The sequence below is a fragment of the Rhodococcus sp. 2H158 genome (assembly GCF_053764755.1).
The window spans coordinates 1-19,830 of record NZ_JBSNCE010000032.1 but is presented as its reverse complement, the minus strand read 5'-3'; the positions used below and the strand labels follow the sequence as shown (position 1 = coordinate 19,830).

Sequence of the window (19,830 nt, the reverse complement as noted above, 5' to 3'; positions counted from 1 at the left end):
CTCATGACGACGACGGCATCCGCATGCCCACCCGACTCCGCAGCACCGGCGGACGCCCCCGAGGCCGCGCCGGCAGCAGAGGCCCGGCTGGGGCGCGCCCGGGCGATGTGGGCGCTCGCCCTCGGCGGGTTCGGCATCGGCACCACCGAGTTCGTGGCGATGGGCCTGCTGCCAGACATCGCGACCGGTCTCGGAGTCTCCGAGCCCACCGCCGGGCACGTGGTGTCGGCGTACGCCGCCGGGGTCGTGGTCGGTGCGCCGCTGATCGCGGCGCTGACGGCCCGGCTCCCGCGCAAGACGTTGCTGATCGCGCTGATGATCGCGTTCACCGTCGGCAACGCGGCGACGGTGCTCGCGCCGAACTACGGACTGCTCGTCGCCTCCCGGTTCGTCGCCGGTCTGCCGCACGGCGCGTACTTCGGGGTCGCCGCACTGGTGGCCGCGCATCTGGCCGGTCGCGGGCAGCGCGCCCGGGCGGTGGCGCTGGTGATGATGGGCCTGTCCGTCGCGAACGTGGTGGGGGTGCCCGTCGCGTCGTGGCTCGGCATGGCGCTGGGCTGGCGCTCCGCGTTCGCACTGGTGGCGGTGATCGGCACGGTCACCGTCGCCGCGATCGCCGCCTGGGTGCCCGCCCTGGCGATCCGCACCACCAGCGTGAGCACCGAACTCGGGGCCCTGCGGCGCAAGCAGGTGTGGATGACGCTCGCGGTCGCGATGATCGGCTTCGGCGGCGTGTTCGCCGTCTACACCTACATCAGCACCACCCTGACCGACGTCGCCGGCGTCTCGAAGGGGCTGGTTCCGGTCGCCCTGATGCTCTTCGGCATCGGCATGGTCGTCGGCAACGTGGTCGGCGGCCGCGTCGCCGACCGGGCCCTGGTACCGGGCATCTTCACGACCATGACGACGCTGGCGGTGCTGCTGGCCGTGTTCGTCGCGGCGGCGCACAACCCGTACACGGCCCTGGCGATGGTGTTCCTGCTGGGAGCGGGGTGTGCCGCGGTCGGCCCGGGACTGCAGATCCGGCTCATGGACGTCGCCGAGGACGCACAGACCCTGGCCGCCTCCCTCAACCACGCGGCGTTCAACCTCGCCAACGCGTTCGGCGCCTGGATCGGGGGCGCGGTGATCGCCGCCGGCTTCGGCTACACCGCGCCGGCCGCCGTCGGCGCGGTGCTCGCGCTGGCAGGTGTCGCCGTCTTCGCGCTCGCCGTGCGGCTGCCGTCGGCGCCGTGATCGGACATCGTGATTGGATACCGACGTGACCGACCCCAGTGCCACCGCTTCCGCCGTGCCCACCCCGCCCGACCCGTTCTTCACCGTCGGCACCCGGCTCGGCAACGGACTCGGACGCACCGGCACGATCCACACCCCGCACGGCGACATCCACACCCCGGCGTTCGTCGGTGTGGGCACCAAGGCGACGGTCAAGGCGGTCCTGCCCGAGGCGATGAAGGAACTCGGGGTGCAGGCCCTGCTCGCCAACGCGTACCACCTGTACCTGCAGCCCGGGTCGGACATCGTCGACGAGGCGGGCGGGCTCGGGAAATTCATGAACTGGGACGGGCCCACCTTCACCGACAGCGGCGGATTCCAGGTGATGTCCCTCGGGGTCGGCTTCAAGAAGGTCCTGGCGATGGACGCCGTCGGCGTTCGGTCCGACGACGTCATCGCCGAAGGCAAGGAGCGGCTCGCGCACGTCGACGACGACGGGGTCACCTTCAAATCCCACCTCGACGGCTCCCGGCACCGGTTCACCCCCGAGGTGTCGATGCGCATCCAGCATCAGCTCGGCGCCGACATCATGTTCGCGTTCGACGAGCTGACCACCCTGATGAACACCCGCGGCTACCAGGAGCAGTCCGTCGAACGGACTCAGGCGTGGGCGGTGCGGTGCATCGCCGAACACGAGAAGCTCACGGCGCAGCGCCCCCACCGTCCGTACCAGGCGCTGTTCGGGGTGGTGCAGGGCGCGCAGTACGAGGACCTGCGCCGGCAGGCGTGCCGCGGGCTCGAATCGATCGTCGGCGAGTCGGGCCGCGGCTTCGACGGCTACGGCATCGGCGGGGCGCTCGAGAAACAGAACCTCGGCACCATCGTCCGCTGGTGCACCGAGGAACTGCCCGAGCACAAGCCACGGCACCTGCTCGGCATCAGCGAGCCCGACGACATGTTCGTCGCGATCGAGCACGGCGTCGACACGTTCGACTGCGTGAACCCGTCGCGGGTGGCGCGCAACGCGGCGATCTACCACCCGGACGGGCGGTTCAACATCAACACCAGCCGGTTCCGCCGCGACTTCACCCCGATCGACGAGGACTGCGACTGCTACACCTGCCGCCACTACACGCGCGCGTACATCCACCACCTGTTCAAGGCGAAGGAGATGCTGGCGTCCACGTTGTGCACCATCCACAACGAGCGGTTCACGGTGCGCCTCGTCGACGAGATCCGCGCCGCCATCGACGGCGGGTACCTCGAGGAACACAAGGCCGAGACCCTGGGCCGGTTCTACGCGCGGCGGTGAGCGAGGATCCGCGAACTCCGCCGTCGTCCGCGACCGCGACGGCTGTCGCGGACGACCGGACCGGTCGCGGCGCTCACTCGGCGTAGGTCGGCTCGCGCCGCTTCACGTGCGCGATGACCGCGTAGGTGACCGGCATGACGGCGACCTCGACCAGTGTCTTCCACAGGAACCCGACCACCACGTAGTTCACGAAGTCCGCCCACGTGGTGATGCCGATGACGCCGGCGGCGATCGCGCAGAAGATGAGCGTGTCGGCGAACTCGCCGACGACGGTGGAGCCGATCAGCCGCGCCCACAGGTGCTTCTCCTTGGTGACCTCCTTGATGCGCACCAGCACGTAGGAGTTGAGCAGCTGCCCGACGAGGTAGCCGGCGAGGCCGGCCAGCAGCAGCCGCGGCACCACCCCGAGGACCGCCTCGAATGCGGCCTGGTTCTCGTAGAAGTCGGCGGGCGGCAGCTGCTGGGCGATCCAGAAGCACAACGCGGCCAGCGCCACCGCACCGAAGCCGTAGTAGACCGCGCGACGGGTCGCGGCGAAGCCGTACACCTCGCTCAGGACGTCACCGACGATGTAGGCGAGCGGGAACAGGAAGAACGCGCCGTCGGTGATGATCGGCAGGACCTGCAGCGGGCCGAGCGCCCACTCGGCGTCGCCGAAGAAGGCCACACCCTTGCTGGCGGCGACGTTGGAGATGATGAGCACCGCAGTGAACAGGGCCACCAGCCCGGGGTAGTAGCTGCGGACCACGCGGGCGAAGTGCGCATGGTCGGATTGCTGGGTCTGCACGTGCTCTGTCACCCGGCCATCCAAGCACTCGGGCCGGAGGAAGGCGAAGAACGGACGAAAAGGACGCGGGCCCCGACCCGGTGGATCGGGGCCCGCGACGTGCCGTCAGGGGGCTACCCGTCCGCCCGTGACGACCCGGTACGCGTATGCGTACGCGATGGTGGTGACGGGCACCGTGACCAGCAGGCCGACGTAGCACAGCAGCGCGCCGACGAAGTTGATCGCGGACAGCACCAGCCACAGCAGGATCAGCTGCCCCACGTTGGCCGCGGCGGCGGACGCGCTCGACTTGATCGCCGTGACCGCGTCCTGCCGCTGGTCGATGACGAAATGCAGCGCCCACACGGTCAGGAAGGCGACGATGATGCCGCCGACGATGACGAGCGAGCCGAGCAGCGTGCCGACCGCGATGAGCAGGGAGACGAGCAGGATCGGACCGAGGCTGCCGACACGGAAGAAGTCCTTCAGCGCCGGCTTGTGCCCGTCCAGCTCGTACAGGGCCCCGCGCACCGCGGCCGCCTGGACGACGAGCATGCCGATGACGAACGCGACGATCAGCACGATCATCACGACGATCCCGACGCCCGACATGCCCGTGCTGTAGCCGTAGCGGTCCGTCGTGGTCGAGGCCATCACGACGCCGAACATCAGGGCCCCGAACACGAGGGCGGCCACGACGATCACACCGGCCAGGCTCAGCCAGCCGCCGACGTTCTCACTGAACTTGCGCCACCCGTAGTTCAGCGCGTCGCCGATGTTGATCTGCGCGCGGGGAGGGCCGAAGCCGGGCGGGGGCGGGTAGCCGCCGGGGGCTCCGTATCCGGGCGGCGGTCCGTACCCGGCCGGGTACCCCGGCGGCCCGTACTGTGCTCCGGGCTGTTGCGGTGCGCCACCGTATTGGGGGCCGCCGTACTGGGGAGCGCCGTACTGGGGAGCGCCGTACTGCGGCGGCGGGCCCTGCGGCGGGGCATCGCCGGGCTGGGGTCCGCCGTAGTTCGGTCCCTGCGCCGGGTAACCCTGGGGCGGGCCGTACCCGGGCGGTGGGCCGTACGGCTGCGCGCCCGGGTACTTGTTCGGATCCTGCGGATCGGGATTGGACTCGTAGCCCCCGGTGGTCATCTTGTTCCTCTTGTTCGTAACGTGCCGCGTCGTGGAACGCCCGCGTCCGTCAGGGCGCGACGCCGCGGCCGGTGGTCACCCGGTAGGCGTAGGTGGAGGCGATGATCGTCAGCGGAATCGTGACGAGCAGACCCAGGCCGCACGGGATGGCGCCGAGGATGTTGATGCCGACGAGAGCCAGCGCCAGCAGCAGCAGCGGTCCCACGTTGGACGAGATGGCCCGGAAGCTGGACTTGATCGCGTCCACCGGCTGCTGGTTCTGGTCGATGACGAACTGCAGCGTCCACCAGGTCAGGAAGATGACGATGAAGCCGGGGATGATCAGCAGGATGAAACCGACCACGGTCATGAGCGAGACGAGCAGGCTCGCGACCACCACGGCGCCGATGTTCTCGAATTGGAAGAACGAGCCGAACGACGGACGGTTGCCGTCGGTTTCGTGCAGCGCGCCGCGCACGTAGGCGGCCTGGATCAGGATGCTGACGAACACGCTGACGATCGCGCCGATGATGCTGAGCGCCGTCAGTTCGTTCGTGTCGAAGCCGCCGAAGATCACGTTGATCACGAACTGGATCAGCGCCGCCGCGACGACGAACGCGATCCAGACCCCCGCGTTCTGGCTGAACTTCTTCCAGCCGTAGCCGATCGCGTCACCCACGTTGAGCTGCGTGGGGGCGCCGAATCCGCCGTACTGGCCGCTGCCCGGGGGGTAGTTGCCGGGCGGGGGCGGGTAGCTGCCCTGAGGCGGGTAGTTGCCGGGCGGGGGCGGGTAGCCGCCCTGAGGCGGGTAGTTGCCGGGCGGGGGCGGGTAGCCACCCTGAGGCGGGTAGTTGCCCTGCGGGGGCGGGTAGTTCCCGGGCGGGGGATAGTTGCCGGGGGGCGGGTAGTTGCCGGGAGGCGGCGGGTAGCCGCCCTGCTGGGGGTTGGGTTCGCCGCCCTGGTGGTTGGGCTCTTTACTGGGGTCGTAACCGCCGGTCGTCATCGGATCCTTCTCGGTGGGAGGGTGGAGCCAATCGCGTTGTCGACTGCGCACACTACGTCCGACGCGCCCGAATTGCACGATCACCGGAACTTCCGCGAGCCGGACGACCGGCGCGAACCGGACTACGCGGCGGTGCCGGCCGCGCGGACCGTGCCGGGCTGTCGCACTGCACCGATACCGGTCACCAGCTGCCGTCGTACACCCACGGCTCCCGCGGAAGCCGGGCCGGATCCCATCGTTCGAGCAGCAGTTCCGGCGTGACGGGCTCGTCCTTGTCCGCCAGGTCGAGCGAGACCGCGATCCGGCTCAGCACGTCGGCCGCGGTGTGGCCCAGCGCCGCCTGGTCGGTGAGCGTGACGGCACCGTCGCGCTTGGCGAGGCGTTTGCCGTGCACGTTGAGCGCCAGCGGCACATGCGCGTAGGTGGGTACCGGAAGCCCGAGCAGCGCCGCGAGATAGGCCTGCCGCGGTGCCGAGGTGAGCAGGTCGTCGCCGCGTACCACCTGGTCGATGCCCTGCGCCGCGTCGTCGACGACGACGGCCAGGTTGTAGGCGGGGATGCCGTCGCCGCGGCGCAGCACCAGGTCGTCGACGACACCGGTGAAGGTGCCGTGCACCACGTCCGCCACGGTGAAGGTGGAGGCGCCGGACCGCAGGCGCAGCGCGGCGGGCCGCCCCGACGCCCGTTTCGCCTCCCGTTCGGCCTCGGTGAGGTTCCGGCACGTTCCCGGATAGGCGCCCTGCGGGGCGTGCGGCGCGGACGCCGAATGCTGGATCTCGCGTCTCGTGCAGAAGCACTCGTAGGTCAGGCCCGCGCGGGTGAGGCGGGCGATCGCGGCGTCGTAGAGGGGCAGCCGCCGCGACTGGTGGACCACCTCGTCGTCCCAGTCCAGGCCCAGCGCGGCGAGATCGGCGAGCTGACGTTCCTGCGCGCCGGGCCGGACCCGGTCCAGATCCTCGACGCGGATCAGGAACCGGCGCCCGGTGCTCCGGGCGAACAGCCACGCGAGGACCGCCGTGCGCAGGTTCCCGAGGTGCAGGTCGCCCGACGGGCTCGGGGCGAACCGGCCGGCCCCCGCCCGCGCGTCCCCTGCCGAATGTGACATTTGGTCAGACTATCGAGCGCGATGTCACATTCGGTCACCTGCACGCCGGTGGATCACGCGGCGGGCCGGCCGAGCAGGACGGAGCGTTGGGCGTGCACGGTTTCGCGGATCGCCGCGACGACGGCGGCGACCTCCGGCCGGCGCAGCGTCTCCGACCGCGCCACCATCCAGTAGTTCAGCCGCGCCTCCACCTCCCCGGGGAGGATCCGCACCAGGTCGGCGTGCCGGTCGGCCATGAAGCACGGCAGCAACCCGAGCCCGGCCGCGGCGCGGGTGGCCTCGACGTGGACGAACACGTTGGTCGAACTCACCGACTCGTGCATGTCCGGGGCGATGCGACGGGCCAGGTCCAGGTCGTCGACCTGCAGCATCGAGTCGATGAAGTACACCAGTGGGTGACGGCTCAGCTCACGCACCGTCGTCGGGGCACCGTGTTCGGCGACGTAGTCCCGCGCCGCGTACAGGCCGAGGGTGTAGTCGGCCAGCCGGTGTGCCTCGGCGCGGTGCACCTGGGGGCGTCCCACCACCACCTCGAGGTCGAGGCCGGACCGCTGCTGGGACGCGCGACGCGTGGCCGCGACGATCTCCACCGCCACGCCCGGGTGCCGTCGCCGCACCAGCGCGCCGGCCGGGGCCGCGATGTACGCGCTGAAGCCGTCGGTCGCCGAGACCCGGACGACGCCCTCGAGCCCGCGGTCCCCGTCGGGTCCGGCCAGCCCGGCGACGGCGGCCTCGATCCGCTCGGCCGCGGCGAGGGCCGAGCGGCCGAGTTCGGTGAGCTCCCATCCGCCCGACGCGCGGGCCAGCACGCGCCCGCCGAGGCTCTTCTCCAGCGCCGCGATACGACGGGCGATGGTCGTGTGGTTGACGCCGAGGTCGTCGGCGGCGGTCGTGAAGCGGCCCGTGCGGCCGACGGCCAGCAGAACCAGCAGGTCATCGGCCGACGGCGCGCTCATGTGTGCATTCTTGCAGATCTACTCTGCGGATCGCGTCATTGTGCATGCAGATCTGTGCATCAATACTCGGCACATGCGTTCAGAAGTGTTGCCCGTCACAGTCGAACCGAGGAGGACGAACCCATGAGCGTCGAACAGGCACGGCCCGACGGCCGCACACCGGACGAGACCCCCGCCTCGGGCCTGCGCAAGGTCGTCGGCGCCTCGATGGCCGGCACCGTCGTCGAGTGGTACGAATTCTTCCTCTACGGCACCGCCGCCACCCTGGTGTTCTCCAAGGTCTTCTTCCCCGACACCGGCAACGAGCTCGACGCCATCATCGCCGCGTTCGTCACCTATGCCGTCGGCTTCGTCGCGCGGCCCCTCGGCGGCGTCGTGTTCGGCCACTTCGGCGACAAGTTCGGCCGCAAGAAACTGCTGCAGACCAGCCTCGTGCTCGTCGGCGTCGCCACCTTCCTCATGGGCTGTCTGCCCACTTTCGGCGCCATCGGCTACTGGGCGCCCGCACTGCTCGTCACGCTGCGTTTCGTCCAGGGCTTCGCCGTGGGCGGCGAGTGGGGCGGCGCGGTGCTGCTCGTCGCCGAGCACAGCCCCGACCGTTCCCGCGGCTTCTGGGCGTCGTGGCCGCAGGCCGGCGTGCCGATGGGCAATCTCGTCGCCACCGTCGTCCTGCTGGTCCTGACCACCACGCTGTCCGACGCGGCGTTCCTCTCGTGGGGCTGGCGCATCGCGTTCTGGCTGTCGGCCGTCATCGTGCTGGTCGGCTACTACATCCGCACCAAGGTCACCGACGCGCCGATCTTCCTCGAGGCCCAGCGTGAGGCCGAGCAGATCAAGTCCAGCTCGTACAGCGTCGTCGAGGTCGTCAAGCGATACCCGCGCGGCGTGTTCACCGCCATGGGTCTGCGCTTCGCCGAGAACGTCATGTACTACCTCGTCGTCACGTTCTCGATCACCTATCTCAAGGTGGTCGTCGGTGCGAACACCTCCACCATCCTGTGGTGGATGCTCGCCGCGCACGCCGTGCACTTCGCGATCATCCCCGTCGTCGGGCGCCTGTCCGACACCTTCGGCCGCCGCCCGGTGTACATGGTCGGTGCCGTCACCGCCGGCACGTGGGGCTTCTTCGCCTTCCCGATGATGGACAGCGGGCACAACGCCCTCGTCATGTCCGCCATCGTCATCGGCCTGGTGTTCCACGCCTTCATGTACGCCGGCCAGCCCGCGATCATGGCCGAGATGTTCCCGACCCGCATGCGCTACGCGGGTGTCTCGCTCGGCTACCAGGTGACCTCCATCGTCGCCGGCTCGCTCGCGCCGATCATCGCGACCGCGCTGCTCAGCCGCTACGGCAGCGCTGTGCCCATCGCGATCTACCTGGCCGTGGCGTCCGTGGTGACGATCATCGCCGTCGTCGCCGCCCACGAAACCAAGGGCATCAGCCTGCGCGACGTCGATGCCGCGGATGCCCGCGCCGTCGGCGCCGAGAAGACGGCGGTGTCCGCATGAGTGCCCGCACCGCGCTGATCACCGGCGGCGCCGGCGGCATCGGGGCGGCGTGCGCCCGGGAACTGGCCGCCCGCGGCGTGCAGGTCACCGTCGCCGACGTCGACGAGGTCGCCGCCAAGACCCTCGCCCACGAGATCGGCGGGCAGGCGTGGGCGGTGGACCTGCTCGACACCGACCAGCTCGACGGGCTCCGGCTCGAGGTCGACATCCTCGTCAACAACGCCGGCATCCAGGTCGTCCGGCCGATCGAGGAGTTCGCCCTCACCGACTTCCGCCGGATCCAGACGCTCATGGTGGAGGCGCCCTTCCTCCTCGTGAAGGCGGCCCTGCCGCACATGTACGACCGGGGCTTCGGGCGCATCGTCAACGTGTCGTCGGTGCACGGCCTGCGGGCGTCGGCCTTCAAGTCCGCGTATGTCACCGCCAAGCACGGCCTCGAGGGGCTGTCGAAGGTCACGGCCCTCGAGGGCGGTCCGCACGGCGTCACCAGCAACTGCGTCAACCCGGGCTATGTGCGAACGCCGTTGGTGGAGAAGCAGATCAGCGACCAGGCCCGGCTGCACGGCATCGACGAGGAGCGAGTGCTCGCCGACGTGCTGCTCACCGAGCCGGCGATCAAGCGGCTCGTCGAACCCGGGGAGGTGGCCTCCCTCGTCGCGTGGCTGGCCTCGGACGACGCCGGCATGGTCACCGGCGCCTCCTACACGATGGACGGCGGCTGGACCGCCCGCTGACCCACCCCCTGTGTGTGTGGCCGAATGTCACATCGCGTCGATCAGATCGAACGCGTGTGACATTCGGCCACAGGCATTTTCGAAGGCGATCAGTGGGCGTCCGCGCCGTCGAGCGACAGCTGGATCTGGGTGTGCAGCGCGTGGGTGAGGTACTCCGGCGGATACAGCTCCGGGCTGGCGATGGCGTCGAGGGCCAGGCCGTTGACCGCGGCCAGCAGGAGCGCCGCCCGGGTTTCGGGCTCCGCGGTGCCCATGCGGATCAGGACGGCGGAGACCGCGGTGCGCATCGTGAACAGCGTCGTGTGCCGGATCGTGCTCAACGACGGCGACGTCGCGGCCCGCACGGTGAATGCCGCCATCACGTGCGCCTCGGCGGTGCGCTGCTCGTCGAGCGGCAGCAGCTGGCTCAGCGCGGCGAACAGGGTGCGCGCCGGATCAATGTCAGGGTCGACGGTGCTCAGCCGTGTCAGCACCCGCTCGGCGAGCGAGCGGAACGAGTAGGCGAGCATCTCGTCCTTAGTAGGAAAGTGGTGCTGCACGGCGCCGATCGATACACCTGCATGGCTGGCCACCTCGCGCACGCTGGCGCCGTCGAGCCCGATCCGCGCCGCGACCTCGAGCAGGGCCGCGGCGAGACGCGTGGGGCTGGTGGTGGCATAGGGGCGCGCGCGCATGGATGCACCGTACCTGCGCGCATCTCCATACGTCGGTATGGGGCATCGACCCCCACACCTCGGGGCGGTGTCGGCGACCGTCGCTGCACCACCTGCGGTGCCGCGTGCGGTCGTGCGGTTACAGGACGGCCGGCGTTCGTCAGAAGTCCTCGTCGATGCAGGCCAGGCGATCACCAGCCATGCCGGCCTCGCCGGGGCCGGTCTTGGTGCGCTGCGCGTGGAGTACCACGGATTCGGCCTCACCGTCGCGAACCGCCCAGTCGACGGTCGTCGACGCCTGGGCGTTGCCGTTGCCGTCGGTGGTGATGTCGAGCCAGATCTCGTTCCGGGGGTTCGCGTAGGCCGGATCCGTCGACGGAGATTGCGGGGTGGCCGCGGGGTCCACGTTGTTCTGATAGTGCGGCCCCGCATCCGACGGTTGTGGCCCGCACGGCTGTGTGTGTGCGTGCACGCCGAAGTCGCGGGTGGGTGCAAGACCTGTTGCGTTGAGCGTGACCGTCGTGCGGCCGTCTTCCTCTTCGGATTCGACGGTCACGGTCGAACCCACCGGGACGGCGGCTTCGTCGTAGGTGTAGGCGTTGTCGTCGCCACCACCTTCCCCGGGCAGCTGGAAGGCCACTCCATCCGTGCCGGGCAGCGGCGTGGGCATGCCATTGGTCGTCGTTTCCGAAGACGCGGGAGGCGCCTCGACGGTGGCCTGGGTGTCCGTCGAGGCGTCGTCGCCGCCGCATCCGGCGGCGACGAGTGCGGTCAGGGACACGCCTGCGATCAAGGTTGTACGTCGTGTGTTCATGATTCGGCGTTACCCCGTGGTGCGCCGCGCTGAACCTCCGACGGAGCGCTCACCAGTGGCAAGGTGAGACGGGGGCACACCTGCCGGACCTGAACCGCCGCGGTCCCGCTCGGTCAGTCCCTGCTCACCCCGCTGATGATCAGGGACAGGCCCGCCCCGAGGAGCCAGACGTCCTTGGCGATCGGCGTGCCTTGCTGGGTCGGGCGGAACGATCCGCCCTCGTGCATGCCGGGCATCCGCCAGTACATCGCGAGCAGACCCGAACTGAACGCGGTCAGCGCGGCGCCGGCCACGACGGGGGAGACGACGGGCGCCAGCAGCAGGGTACCGACGCCGATCTCGGCGGTCGACAGGGCCTGACCGAACGTCTCCGGCCGCATCTTCCCGAGCCGGGGGAGCGCCTTGCTCGCCATGTCCTGCAGCCCTGCCGCGGCCTCGGGTGGGAGATCGCGCTTGCCCAGCCCGGAATTGAGAATGAAAGCGCCGGTGGCCAGCCGGAGCGGAACGTTGCTCAGTCGCACGGGAACCTCCGGAGGATCGAATGTGACCGATTATCCCGCATTCCCCGTGACGGCGGCGGCAAACTTCCCACGGCCGTCCGGATGCAGCACGATGAAGCGGTCGGCTCACCCACCGGGAGGACCCCATGCCCGAGTACGGCCGGAAGCTCCTCTTCGGCAGCTTCCTCACGCCGGCCGCCGAGAACCCAGCCGCGGTCGTCGACCTCGCGGTCGCCTCCGAACGCGCCGGCCTGGACCTGGTCACCTTCCAGGACCACCCGTACCAGGCCCGATTCCTCGACGCCTGGACCCTGCTCACCTGGGTCGCCGCGCGGACGACGCGGGTACTCGTGGCGCCGAACGTGGCGAACCTGCCGCTGCGCGGCCCGGCGATCCTCGCGCGCAGCGCGGCCTCCCTCGACCGGCTCAGCGGCGGACGCGTGGAGCTGGGCCTCGGCGCGGGCGCCTACTGGGACGCGATCGCCGCGAACGGCGGACCGCACCGCACCGCGGGCGAAGCCGTCGACGCGCTCGAGGAGGCGATCACCGTCATCCGGGAGCTGTGGGCCGACCGCCGGGGTGGCGCCCGCGTCGACGGCACCCACTACCGTCTCGCCGGCGCCAAGCGCGGCCCGGCGCCCGCCCACGACATCGGAATCTGGCTCGGCGCCTACGGTCCTCGCATGCTCGCCCTCACCGGACGCGCCGCCGACGGGTGGCTGCCCAGCTCGTTCGCCGCTTCGCCGGACAGACTCGCGGAGATGTCGAGGCGGGTCGACGAGGCGGCTGTGGAAGCCGGCCGGGACCCGCGTGAGATCCGCCGGCTCTACAACATCAGCGGCCGATTCGACGGCGGTGCGGACGTCGGGTTCCTCGCCGGGCCGGCCGCCGTGTGGGCGGAGCAGCTCGCGGAGCTGACCCTGCGCCACGGCATCAGCGGCTTCGTGCTCGGCACCGATTCCCGCACCGACATCGAGCGATTCGCGCAGGAGGTCGCGCCGCGCGTCCGCGAACTCGTCTCGGCGGCAAGGTGATCCGGACTCAGCCGGGGAGTACCGCGCGCGGCACGCCGGCACGCAGTTGCACGTCCACCACGAAGTCGCCGTCCTCCGGCGTGTAGCGGCGGCGCGGGTCGTGGTCCTCCACCCGGAAGCTGTCGAGCGCGGGGGAGTGGGTGGTGACCGCGACCGTGCCGTCGTCGAGATCGAACTGCAGCAACCGCTGGAATGCCGTCGCGCGTCGTCCGTCGACCAGGAAGTACTGATAGTCGGCGAGCATCTCGACCACGCGCCGGTCGCTGCCGGGGATCGGGCGGTCGGTCACGGTCGTCTGCCCGTCCACGTGCCCGGACAGCACCATGAACACCGACTCGTGCGGCACGACGAGCCGGTTCCAGATCTGCTGGCCCGAACTGCCGCCGATGTCGCCGAATCCGCTCATCCGCAGGCGGCCGTCCTCGTCCAGGTAGTAGTGCGCGGCGACGATCGTGTTGCGGTCCGGATGGGCGGCCAGCACGTCCTCGGCCCAGCGCATCACGTGCTCCGCCGGGTTGTAGCCGATATAGAGGACGAGGAACCGGGCGCCGGCGATCTCGAACAGGTCGTAGTGCGCCGAGTTGTCGGTGTCGGTCACCGAGTCGCCCCACTGCGGCCGGTCCCGGAACCGCTGCGGCCCGAAGTACTCGTTGTACAGCGCGTGGTTGCGTTCGTGCTCGCCCGGCACGAGCCGGCCCGCGACGTTCCACAGGTTGTCGTGGTTGCCGGGCAGGACCCCGTAGGGCATCCCGGCCGCCTCGAGGATTCCCATCGCCTCCGACGCGACCTCGAACTCCGCGCGGGCACGGGTGTCCGGGGCGCCCGGCCGGATCCACGACTGGATCAGGTCCCCGGTGTGCACGGTGTACGCGATCTTCCGGTCGCGGGCCTGCTGCGCCGTCCAGGTCGTCATGGCCCGGAAGGCGGCGGTGTCGTCGCGGGCGAGGTACTGGGTGTCGGTGAGGTGCTGGATCGCGAAGTCGTAGTCCGCCGGATCGGCGAACGCCTGGTCCGGTACGGCGTTGGCGTCGCGGAAACCCCGGTCGCGACGGGGCGCGTCGATCACCAGGATCTCCACGGGGCCGGCGACGCCGGTGATCCGGGCCTCGAGCACGATCGGTCCGCCGGGCGCCTCGGGCCGGGCCACGGCGAGCGGCTCGCCCCACGATCGGCCCGTGCGCACGTGCAGGGCGAGGTCGTCGAGGTTGACGCTGCGGCCCTGCCACCGCAGCGTCACCGCCTCGGTCCCGGTGGGAAATTCGAGTTCGTAACGGACATAGGGATATTCGTCGAACTTGTCGCCGACGGACACCGGTGCGCCGCTCTCGGCGACGTCGCGCGGGAGCGGTGGGTCCGCCGAGTCGGTCACGCCCGCGTACATCGTCGCGGACGTCGTCGGGACGTCGGTGGTCAGTCCCGTCGCCGGGATGCCGACGGATGTGACGGGCGCGGGCGCCGACGGTGCCGCCCCGGCGGGGCCGGACAGGAGGGCGGCCACGGCCAGCAACGACACCGGAAGCCAGGAGCCCGGGGCGTGCATGCCCCGAGGCTACCGCCGATCAGGCGCGACGCTACCGCCGATCAGGCGCGAGGCTACCGCCGATCAGGCGCGACGCCCCAGGTGCGCGAGCACCCGGGTCTGCCGGTCGGCGTCCGCGGGCACCTCGACGGCGGGCCCGCAGACCCCCTCCATACGGATCGAGTCGCCCAGGGCCTGCGCCGTCGCCTCCACGAAGTCGAGATCCTCGTCGTCGACGGAGTCGTCCAGGCCGGCGGCGCGGGCAATGTCCCAGCCGTGCACGACGAGGTCGAAGTTGTAGAACCGCGCGACGGTCGCGGCGAGGGTGGTGCGGCCGAAATGACCGTCGTACTCGAGGCCGGCGCGCTGCGGATCGTCGAGGATCGCCTGGATGCCGTCGCGGGTGGCGGCCCACGCGCCGACCGGGTCGGTGTCCGGCGAGGGGCCGGCGGGCAGTTCCAGGCCGACGACGGTGACGATCTGCCGCTGCGTGTCGACGACGTGCCGCAGCACGTCGCGGGCGGTCCAGTCCTCGCAGGGCGACGGCGAGTCCCACCGCTCGGCCGGCACGGCCTCGACGCGTGTGGTGAACTTCGCCGCGAGTTCGCGGTAGTGACGGGCGGGGGCGAGGGTCTCGGTCATGCCGCGAATTCTTCCGCCCCGAGGTCGCCGAGGGATTGGATACTTCGGACATCGAGTGCCGAGCCCGGGCCGTGCCACCGTGGTGCCTCGCCGGCGAGCAGGGCGGTGGGCGTCAGGGTGGAGATCCTGCGGGCCTCACGGTTCAGGTGCGACTGGTCGCTGTAGCCGGCGACCGCGGCGAGTTCGGCCAGTCCGCGCCCGGGACCGGCGTCGGCCAGGGCCATGAACCGTTGCAGGCGAAGGATCGATCGCAACGTGGCCGGGCCGTACCCGAACGCCTCGTTGCAGCGGCGCTGCAGCTGACGTTCGGTGAGCGCGGCGGTGTCGGCGAGCGCGCCTACGCTCCACGAGTGTCCGGACAGTGCCTGCCGGAGGTGCCCGATCAGCGGGTCGGGGGCAAGGCCGTGCGCGAGCCAGCGCCGCACCGCGGATTGGAACACCTCGAGCCGTTCGGGGGCGGTCCGGGCGTTGTCGAGCCGGTCGGCGAGTGGTCTGGCCCCGGCCGAGCCGATCAGGTCGTCCAACCCGACGCGGGTATCGCGGAGTTGCGCGGCCGACGCGCGCAGGGCGAACGAGGCGAGACCGGGGCGGAATCGCACGCCGGCGGACACGACGCCGGGCGGCAGGGTGAACGACCACGCGGACGTTTCCGGACCGCACACGCGGATGCCGACGCCGGCGATCCACAGGACGTCGACGCATCCGTCCGGAACGAGGAGGTGACTCTGCCCGTCGGAGACCGCCGACCACACGCACACCAGGTGCTCGGCGAGGTCCGCGCTGGGAGTGCTCGGCACATACCACCTCATGGCCCACGAGCGTAGGCGTCGGCACCGACAATCGCTGCCTGCGTGGGGAACCGGCTTCCGTCACGGCCGGTACGGCAGGTGCCGCACCGCGACGGTGAGTGCGACGGCGACCGCGGTGGCGACCCACAGGGCGTGCAGTCCGAGCGCCCGATGCGCGAGGGCGCCGCCGACGGCGCCGGTCACCAGGCCCAGCCACAGGCCCAGGTACGGCAGCCAGCTCCAGCGGGGCCCGCCGAACAGCGCGGCCGCGAGCCGCTGCCCGATCTTGACGAGCGCCCCGGTCATGTACGTCAGGGCCACGCTCACCTCGCCGTCGCGCTGGAACACCGAGTTCTCCGCGCCCATGGCGAGGGTCATCGCCACCACCGCGACGGGCGTCCACCCCGCCGTGTGGGCGAGCGCACCGAGCAGCAGCAGCACGGAGACCGCGGCGAGGACGGCGGTCTTGCGGGCGCGACGGCTGCGGTCGGACAGTTGCGCCACCACCCCGCCGAGGACGACACCGACGAGGAAGAGCCCGATGATGCCGGCGGTGAGGGCGGCCGGGCCCCAGGCGCCGTCGGCCAGGCCGACGCTCATGCGCGTGGAGTTACCGCTCATGAACGACACGAACACGCCCCCGAGGGTGATGAATCCGAGCGCGTCGACGAATCCGGCGAGGCCGGACAGCGCGATGGCGAGGGCCGTGAGTTGTCTGCCGTATCCGACCACGGACAAATCGTAATCACCTTGTGCTGTTACCTCTGGTAACGAAAGGGATGTCCGGTGCGACCTCCGGGAGACACCCTTTCGTCCCCCGCGGAGGGTGCCGCCGTACCGCATCCCGCCCCCAGGAGTACCCAGCGTGTTCGCCTCACCGTCCCGCCAGTCCCCGAACCACCGCAGGCGGGGGTGGAGCGCCGGACTCGCCGCGGCAGCCCTGCTGCTGACCGGATGCGCCGCAGCGACGGACACCGCCACCCCGGCGCACGCGCCCACCGTCGCCGCGACCCCGACCGTGACGACCACCCCGCCCCCGGCCCCCGCGCCGGCGCCCGCGCCGACCCACGTTCCCGCGGACGCATCCGCCTCGTCCGCCCTGGCCACGCTCGCGATGCTGCCGATCAAGGGCCGAGCGCCCAAGACCGGCTACGACCGCGAACTCTTCGGCCCGGCGTGGAGCGACGACGTCGACGTCGAGGGCGGCCGCAACGGCTGCGACACCCGCAACGACATCCTGCGGCGCGACCTCGTCGACATCACCTACAAGACCGCCACCCGGGACTGCGTGGTCCTCTTCGGCACCCTCCACGACGCCTACACCGGCACGACCATCGAGTTCCGCCGCGGCCAGGACACCTCCGCCGACGTGCAGATCGACCATGTCGTCGCGCTGTCCGACGCGTGGCAGAAGGGTGCCCAGCAGCTCGACCAGCAGACCCGCGCGAACTTCGCCAACGATCCCCGCAACCTGCAGGCCGTCGAGGGCGACGCCAACCAGCAGAAGGGCGACGGCGACGCCGCGACCTGGCTGCCGCCGAACCGGTCCTACCGGTGCACGTACGTCGCGCGGCAGGTCGAGGTCAAGGCCCTCTACCAGCTGTGGGTGACCCAGGCCGAGCACGACGCGATGGTCCGCGTCCTCACCGAGTGCGGCGCCGCCATCCCGGCGCCGGTGCCCGCCGCGCCTGCCGCGACCGTGGCGCCGGAACCGGCCCCCTCGGTGGCATCGCCGCCGGCCGCCGCGACCTACCGCAACTGCGCCGAGGCGCGGGCAGCCGGCGCCGCGCCGCTGTACGCCGGCCAGCCCGGGTACAGCGAGGAGATGGACGGCGACCGGGACGGCGTCGCCTGCGAGTGAGCCGCCTGCGAGTGAGCCGCCCGGCGCGTCAGCGCTCCGCGACCGTGATCGTCACCGTGTCGCCCACCTCGACCGACTCGGCGGCGCGCACCGACCTCTTCAACGCGAGGAAATGCCGGCCGTCGCCCCGCGGCTGCAGGGACGTGTCCCACTCGGTGCCGCCCACGCGGGCGCGTACCGGGATCAGTCCGCGTACGGCGACGCTCGTCACGGCCTCGACGATCCGGGCCGGCACGTCGACGTAGTGCCAGCCGCCCGGGCCGGGAAAGACCTCGACGATGCCGGAGAAGCGCATGCCGCGAGGCTAGAGGGTGGGGCCGACGCGACAGGGAAGCGAAAAAGCCCCTGTGATCCGCGAAGCTGCGGATCACAGGGGCTTCCCCGTGGCGGAGGATAGGGGATTTGAACCCCTGAGGGCGTTAACCCAACCCGCGTTCCAGGCGAGCGCCATAGGCCACTAGGCGAATCCTCCGTGGGGAAGCATACCGAATATGACCTGGTAGTTGCCAAACGGGGAGGTAGCCGCCGGTTTCGGCGGGGTGTGGCGGTGCCGATTCACGGTTCGGGGCGATGTTTGTCTACACTGGCCGATGGATCCCGCGCGGCGCGCATCCTGTGAACTCCCCCAGGGCCGGAAGGCAGCAAGGGTCAACGGGCTCTGCCGGGTGCGCGGGGTCCCCTAGCTTCCGATGCCGATGCCCGTGCCGTTGGGCGCGGTGAAAGGTCCTTCCGCATGCCTACCCAAACCCAGATTGGGTTGATGAGCCATGAGGAACTCGTCGCAGAGCACGAGCGCCAGTCCCACAACTACGCGCGACTCGAAGCCGAGAAGCTGACGCTGGACCTGACTCGCGGCAAGCCGTCCCCCGAGCAGCTGGACCTCTCCGCGGAGTTGCTGTCGCTGCCCGGGGTCGACGACTACCGCGACGCGTCCGGCACGGACTGCCGTAACTACGGCGGCCTGCGCGGACTGCCCGAGCTGCGCGCCATCTTCGGGGGGCTCCTGGGCATCCCCACCGAGAACCTGATCGCCGGCAACAACGCCAGCCTCGAGATCATGCACGATCTGGTCGTGGCGTCGTTGCTGCACGGCACGGTGGATTCGCCGCGCCCGTGGTCCCAGGAACCCGTCGTCAGGTTCCTGTGCCCCGCGCCCGGCTACGACCGGCACTTCGCGATCACCGAGTCGTACGGGATCGAGATGATCCCGGTGCCCATGCGCGACGACGGACCGGACCTGGCGAAGATCGCCGCGCTCGTCGGCTCGGACCCGCAGATCAAGGGCATGTGGGCGGTGCCTACCTACTCGAACCCGACCGGCGCCGTGTACTCCGAGCGCGTCGCCCGCGAACTGGCGTCGATGCCGACCGCCGCGCCGGACTTCCGGATCTTCTGGGACAACGCGTACGCCGTGCATCCCCTGGTCGAGGAGGCCGCCCCCGCCCTGGACATCCTGGGCATGGCGGCCGAGGCCGGTCATCCGAACCGCGTGTTCGTCCTCGCCTCGACATCCAAGATCACCTTTGCCGGCGCCGGCGTCAGCTTCTTCGGCAGCTCGGCCGAGAACCTGGCGTGGTACGAGAAGTTCCTGGGTATCAAGACCATCGGCCCGGACAAGGTCAACCAGCTGCGTCACCTGCGCTTCTTCGGTGATGCCGACGGGGTGCGGGCCCACATGGCCAAGCATCGCGAGCTCCTTGCGCCGAAGTTCGCGCTCGTGCTGAAGATCCTCGAGGACCGGCTCGGGCCGTCGAAGGTGGCGTCCTGGACCGAGCCGAAGGGTGGCTACTTCATCAGCCTCGACGTGGTGGAGGGCACCGCCAAGCGGGTCATCTCCCTCGCGAAGAACGCGGGGATCGCGCTCACCGCGGCCGGGTCGGCGTTCCCGTACAAGAACGACCCCGAGGACAAGAACATCCGGCTCGCCCCGAGCTTCCCGTCGCTGAACGAACTCGCCACCGCCATGGACGGCGTCGCGACGTGCGTGCTGCTCGCGGCGACCGAGAAGGCCCTGGGCAAGTAGCTCCTCCCCGTAGGCCCCGGTCGTCACGCGGCGACCGGGGCCTACGGGTGTTTCCCCCACCTGTGGACAACTCTGTGGACAAGCGGTGGACAACTCGGCTCGGCGGCCGTCGGGCCGGGGGTCATTCTCGCCGTCACGGCCCGGTCGTCCTGGGCCGAATGTCACTGTGAGTATGGGGTGGTCCGGTTGATACTGGACAGGTCCGGTGCGGTGGGGGTCTGACCCTGAATGTCACTGACGTCGCGAGACTGTCCTGGCGATGATGTGTCGACCCCGC

The 19,830-nt window shown here is 70.7% G+C and carries 20 protein-coding genes, 1 tRNA gene and 1 other RNA gene; 8 read left to right on the top strand and 14 right to left on the bottom strand.

The window, feature by feature from the left end; translation table 11 throughout:
• Positions 1 to 3: 3 nt before the first annotated feature.
• Positions 4 to 1,236, top strand: a complete 1,233-nt coding sequence (locus ACWPOB_RS24605) for an MFS transporter (RefSeq protein WP_455402417.1) — start codon at positions 4 to 6, stop codon at positions 1,234 to 1,236.
• A gap of 25 nt (positions 1,237 to 1,261) precedes the next feature.
• Positions 1,262 to 2,527 (top strand): tRNA guanosine(34) transglycosylase Tgt, encoded by a 1,266-nt coding sequence (gene tgt / locus ACWPOB_RS24600; RefSeq protein ID WP_455402416.1) that lies wholly within the window; start codon positions 1,262 to 1,264, stop codon positions 2,525 to 2,527.
• 73 nt (positions 2,528 to 2,600) lie between these two features.
• Here the strand turns inward: tgt and ACWPOB_RS24595 are convergent, their stop codons facing one another.
• From ACWPOB_RS24595 to ACWPOB_RS24575, 5 genes are all read right to left on the bottom strand, one after another.
• Positions 2,601 to 3,326 (bottom strand): queuosine precursor transporter, encoded by a 726-nt coding sequence (locus ACWPOB_RS24595; RefSeq protein WP_006946396.1) that lies wholly within the window; start codon positions 3,324 to 3,326, stop codon positions 2,601 to 2,603.
• 93 nt (positions 3,327 to 3,419) lie between these two features.
• The gene (locus ACWPOB_RS24590; RefSeq protein ID WP_100057827.1) at positions 3,420 to 4,433 is read right to left on the bottom strand and encodes a DUF2189 domain-containing protein; all 1,014 of its coding nucleotides are present in this window, start codon (positions 4,431 to 4,433) and stop codon (positions 3,420 to 3,422) included.
• A gap of 49 nt (positions 4,434 to 4,482) precedes the next feature.
• Positions 4,483 to 5,415 (bottom strand): hypothetical protein, encoded by a 933-nt coding sequence (locus tag ACWPOB_RS24585; protein WP_455402415.1) that lies wholly within the window; start codon positions 5,413 to 5,415, stop codon positions 4,483 to 4,485.
• Between the two features lie 181 nt (positions 5,416 to 5,596).
• Positions 5,597 to 6,520, bottom strand: coding sequence for a tRNA glutamyl-Q(34) synthetase GluQRS (gene gluQRS, locus ACWPOB_RS24580; RefSeq protein WP_455402414.1), 924 nt, complete (start codon positions 6,518 to 6,520; stop codon positions 5,597 to 5,599).
• 53 nt (positions 6,521 to 6,573) lie between these two features.
• Positions 6,574 to 7,476, bottom strand: coding sequence for a LysR family transcriptional regulator (locus ACWPOB_RS24575; protein WP_455402413.1), 903 nt, complete (start codon positions 7,474 to 7,476; stop codon positions 6,574 to 6,576).
• A gap of 123 nt (positions 7,477 to 7,599) precedes the next feature.
• Here ACWPOB_RS24575 and ACWPOB_RS24570 point away from each other — a divergent pair, with 123 nt between their 5' ends.
• Positions 7,600 to 8,985: an MFS transporter gene (locus ACWPOB_RS24570; RefSeq protein WP_455402412.1), complete on the top strand. Its 1,386-nt coding sequence runs from the start codon at positions 7,600 to 7,602 to the stop codon at positions 8,983 to 8,985.
• Positions 8,982 to 9,719 carry a 3-hydroxybutyrate dehydrogenase gene (locus tag ACWPOB_RS24565; RefSeq protein WP_100057303.1) on the top strand — a complete coding sequence of 246 codons (738 nt, stop codon included), beginning with the start codon at positions 8,982 to 8,984 and terminating at the stop codon, positions 9,717 to 9,719. Before ACWPOB_RS24570 ends, ACWPOB_RS24565 begins: the two co-directional genes overlap by 4 nt.
• A gap of 89 nt (positions 9,720 to 9,808) precedes the next feature.
• On the opposite strand, the gene ACWPOB_RS24560 is transcribed toward ACWPOB_RS24565, so the two are convergent.
• From ACWPOB_RS24560 to ACWPOB_RS24550, 3 genes are all read right to left on the bottom strand, one after another.
• On the bottom strand, positions 9,809 to 10,393 hold the full coding sequence (locus tag ACWPOB_RS24560) for a TetR/AcrR family transcriptional regulator (RefSeq protein ID WP_100057304.1): 585 nt from the start codon (positions 10,391 to 10,393) through the stop codon (positions 9,809 to 9,811).
• A gap of 139 nt (positions 10,394 to 10,532) precedes the next feature.
• On the bottom strand, positions 10,533 to 11,186 hold the full coding sequence (locus ACWPOB_RS24555; protein ID WP_455402411.1) for a superoxide dismutase family protein: 654 nt from the start codon (positions 11,184 to 11,186) through the stop codon (positions 10,533 to 10,535).
• A 113-nt stretch (positions 11,187 to 11,299) separates the two neighbouring features.
• Positions 11,300 to 11,707, bottom strand: coding sequence for a hypothetical protein (locus ACWPOB_RS24550; RefSeq protein WP_455402410.1), 408 nt, complete (start codon positions 11,705 to 11,707; stop codon positions 11,300 to 11,302).
• Positions 11,708 to 11,832: 125 nt separating this feature from the next.
• Here ACWPOB_RS24550 and ACWPOB_RS24545 point away from each other — a divergent pair, with 125 nt between their 5' ends.
• Positions 11,833 to 12,720 carry an LLM class flavin-dependent oxidoreductase gene (locus tag ACWPOB_RS24545; RefSeq protein ID WP_455402409.1) on the top strand — a complete coding sequence of 296 codons (888 nt, stop codon included), beginning with the start codon at positions 11,833 to 11,835 and terminating at the stop codon, positions 12,718 to 12,720.
• 7 nt (positions 12,721 to 12,727) lie between these two features.
• Here ACWPOB_RS24545 and ACWPOB_RS24540 read toward each other — a convergent pair whose 3' ends face one another.
• From ACWPOB_RS24540 to ACWPOB_RS24525, 4 genes are all read right to left on the bottom strand, one after another.
• On the bottom strand, positions 12,728 to 14,260 hold the full coding sequence (locus ACWPOB_RS24540) for a metallophosphoesterase (protein ID WP_455402408.1): 1,533 nt from the start codon (positions 14,258 to 14,260) through the stop codon (positions 12,728 to 12,730).
• Positions 14,261 to 14,323: 63 nt separating this feature from the next.
• A complete protein-coding gene (locus ACWPOB_RS24535) occupies positions 14,324 to 14,881 on the bottom strand; it encodes a TIGR03086 family metal-binding protein (RefSeq protein ID WP_100057307.1) in 558 nt (185 codons plus the stop codon).
• Positions 14,878 to 15,690 (bottom strand): helix-turn-helix domain-containing protein, encoded by an 813-nt coding sequence (locus tag ACWPOB_RS24530; RefSeq protein WP_455402407.1) that lies wholly within the window; start codon positions 15,688 to 15,690, stop codon positions 14,878 to 14,880. The genes ACWPOB_RS24535 and ACWPOB_RS24530 overlap by 4 nt, the downstream gene beginning before the upstream one ends.
• 60 nt (positions 15,691 to 15,750) lie before the next feature.
• Positions 15,751 to 16,401: a YoaK family protein gene (locus ACWPOB_RS24525; protein WP_100057309.1), complete on the bottom strand. Its 651-nt coding sequence runs from the start codon at positions 16,399 to 16,401 to the stop codon at positions 15,751 to 15,753.
• A gap of 133 nt (positions 16,402 to 16,534) precedes the next feature.
• Here ACWPOB_RS24525 and ACWPOB_RS24520 point away from each other — a divergent pair, with 133 nt between their 5' ends.
• Positions 16,535 to 17,530 (top strand): GmrSD restriction endonuclease domain-containing protein, encoded by a 996-nt coding sequence (locus ACWPOB_RS24520; protein ID WP_455402406.1) that lies wholly within the window; start codon positions 16,535 to 16,537, stop codon positions 17,528 to 17,530.
• Between the two features lie 28 nt (positions 17,531 to 17,558).
• Here ACWPOB_RS24520 and ACWPOB_RS24515 read toward each other — a convergent pair whose 3' ends face one another.
• Both ACWPOB_RS24515 and ACWPOB_RS24510 read right to left on the bottom strand, forming a co-directional pair.
• Positions 17,559 to 17,825: a DUF1905 domain-containing protein gene (locus ACWPOB_RS24515; protein WP_455402405.1), complete on the bottom strand. Its 267-nt coding sequence runs from the start codon at positions 17,823 to 17,825 to the stop codon at positions 17,559 to 17,561.
• A gap of 89 nt (positions 17,826 to 17,914) precedes the next feature.
• Positions 17,915 to 18,002 (bottom strand) — tRNA-Ser (locus tag ACWPOB_RS24510).
• Positions 18,003 to 18,119: 117 nt separating this feature from the next.
• Here ACWPOB_RS24510 and ffs point away from each other — a divergent pair.
• Together ffs and ACWPOB_RS24500 are read left to right on the top strand one after the other, a co-directional pair.
• Positions 18,120 to 18,214, top strand: an RNA gene (ffs, locus tag ACWPOB_RS24505) — signal recognition particle sRNA small type.
• Between the two features lie 49 nt (positions 18,215 to 18,263).
• Complete coding sequence (locus tag ACWPOB_RS24500; RefSeq protein WP_455402404.1) at positions 18,264 to 19,553, top strand: aminotransferase class I/II-fold pyridoxal phosphate-dependent enzyme; 1,290 nt, start codon at positions 18,264 to 18,266, stop codon at positions 19,551 to 19,553.
• The last annotated feature ends 277 nt before the right edge of the window (positions 19,554 to 19,830 follow it).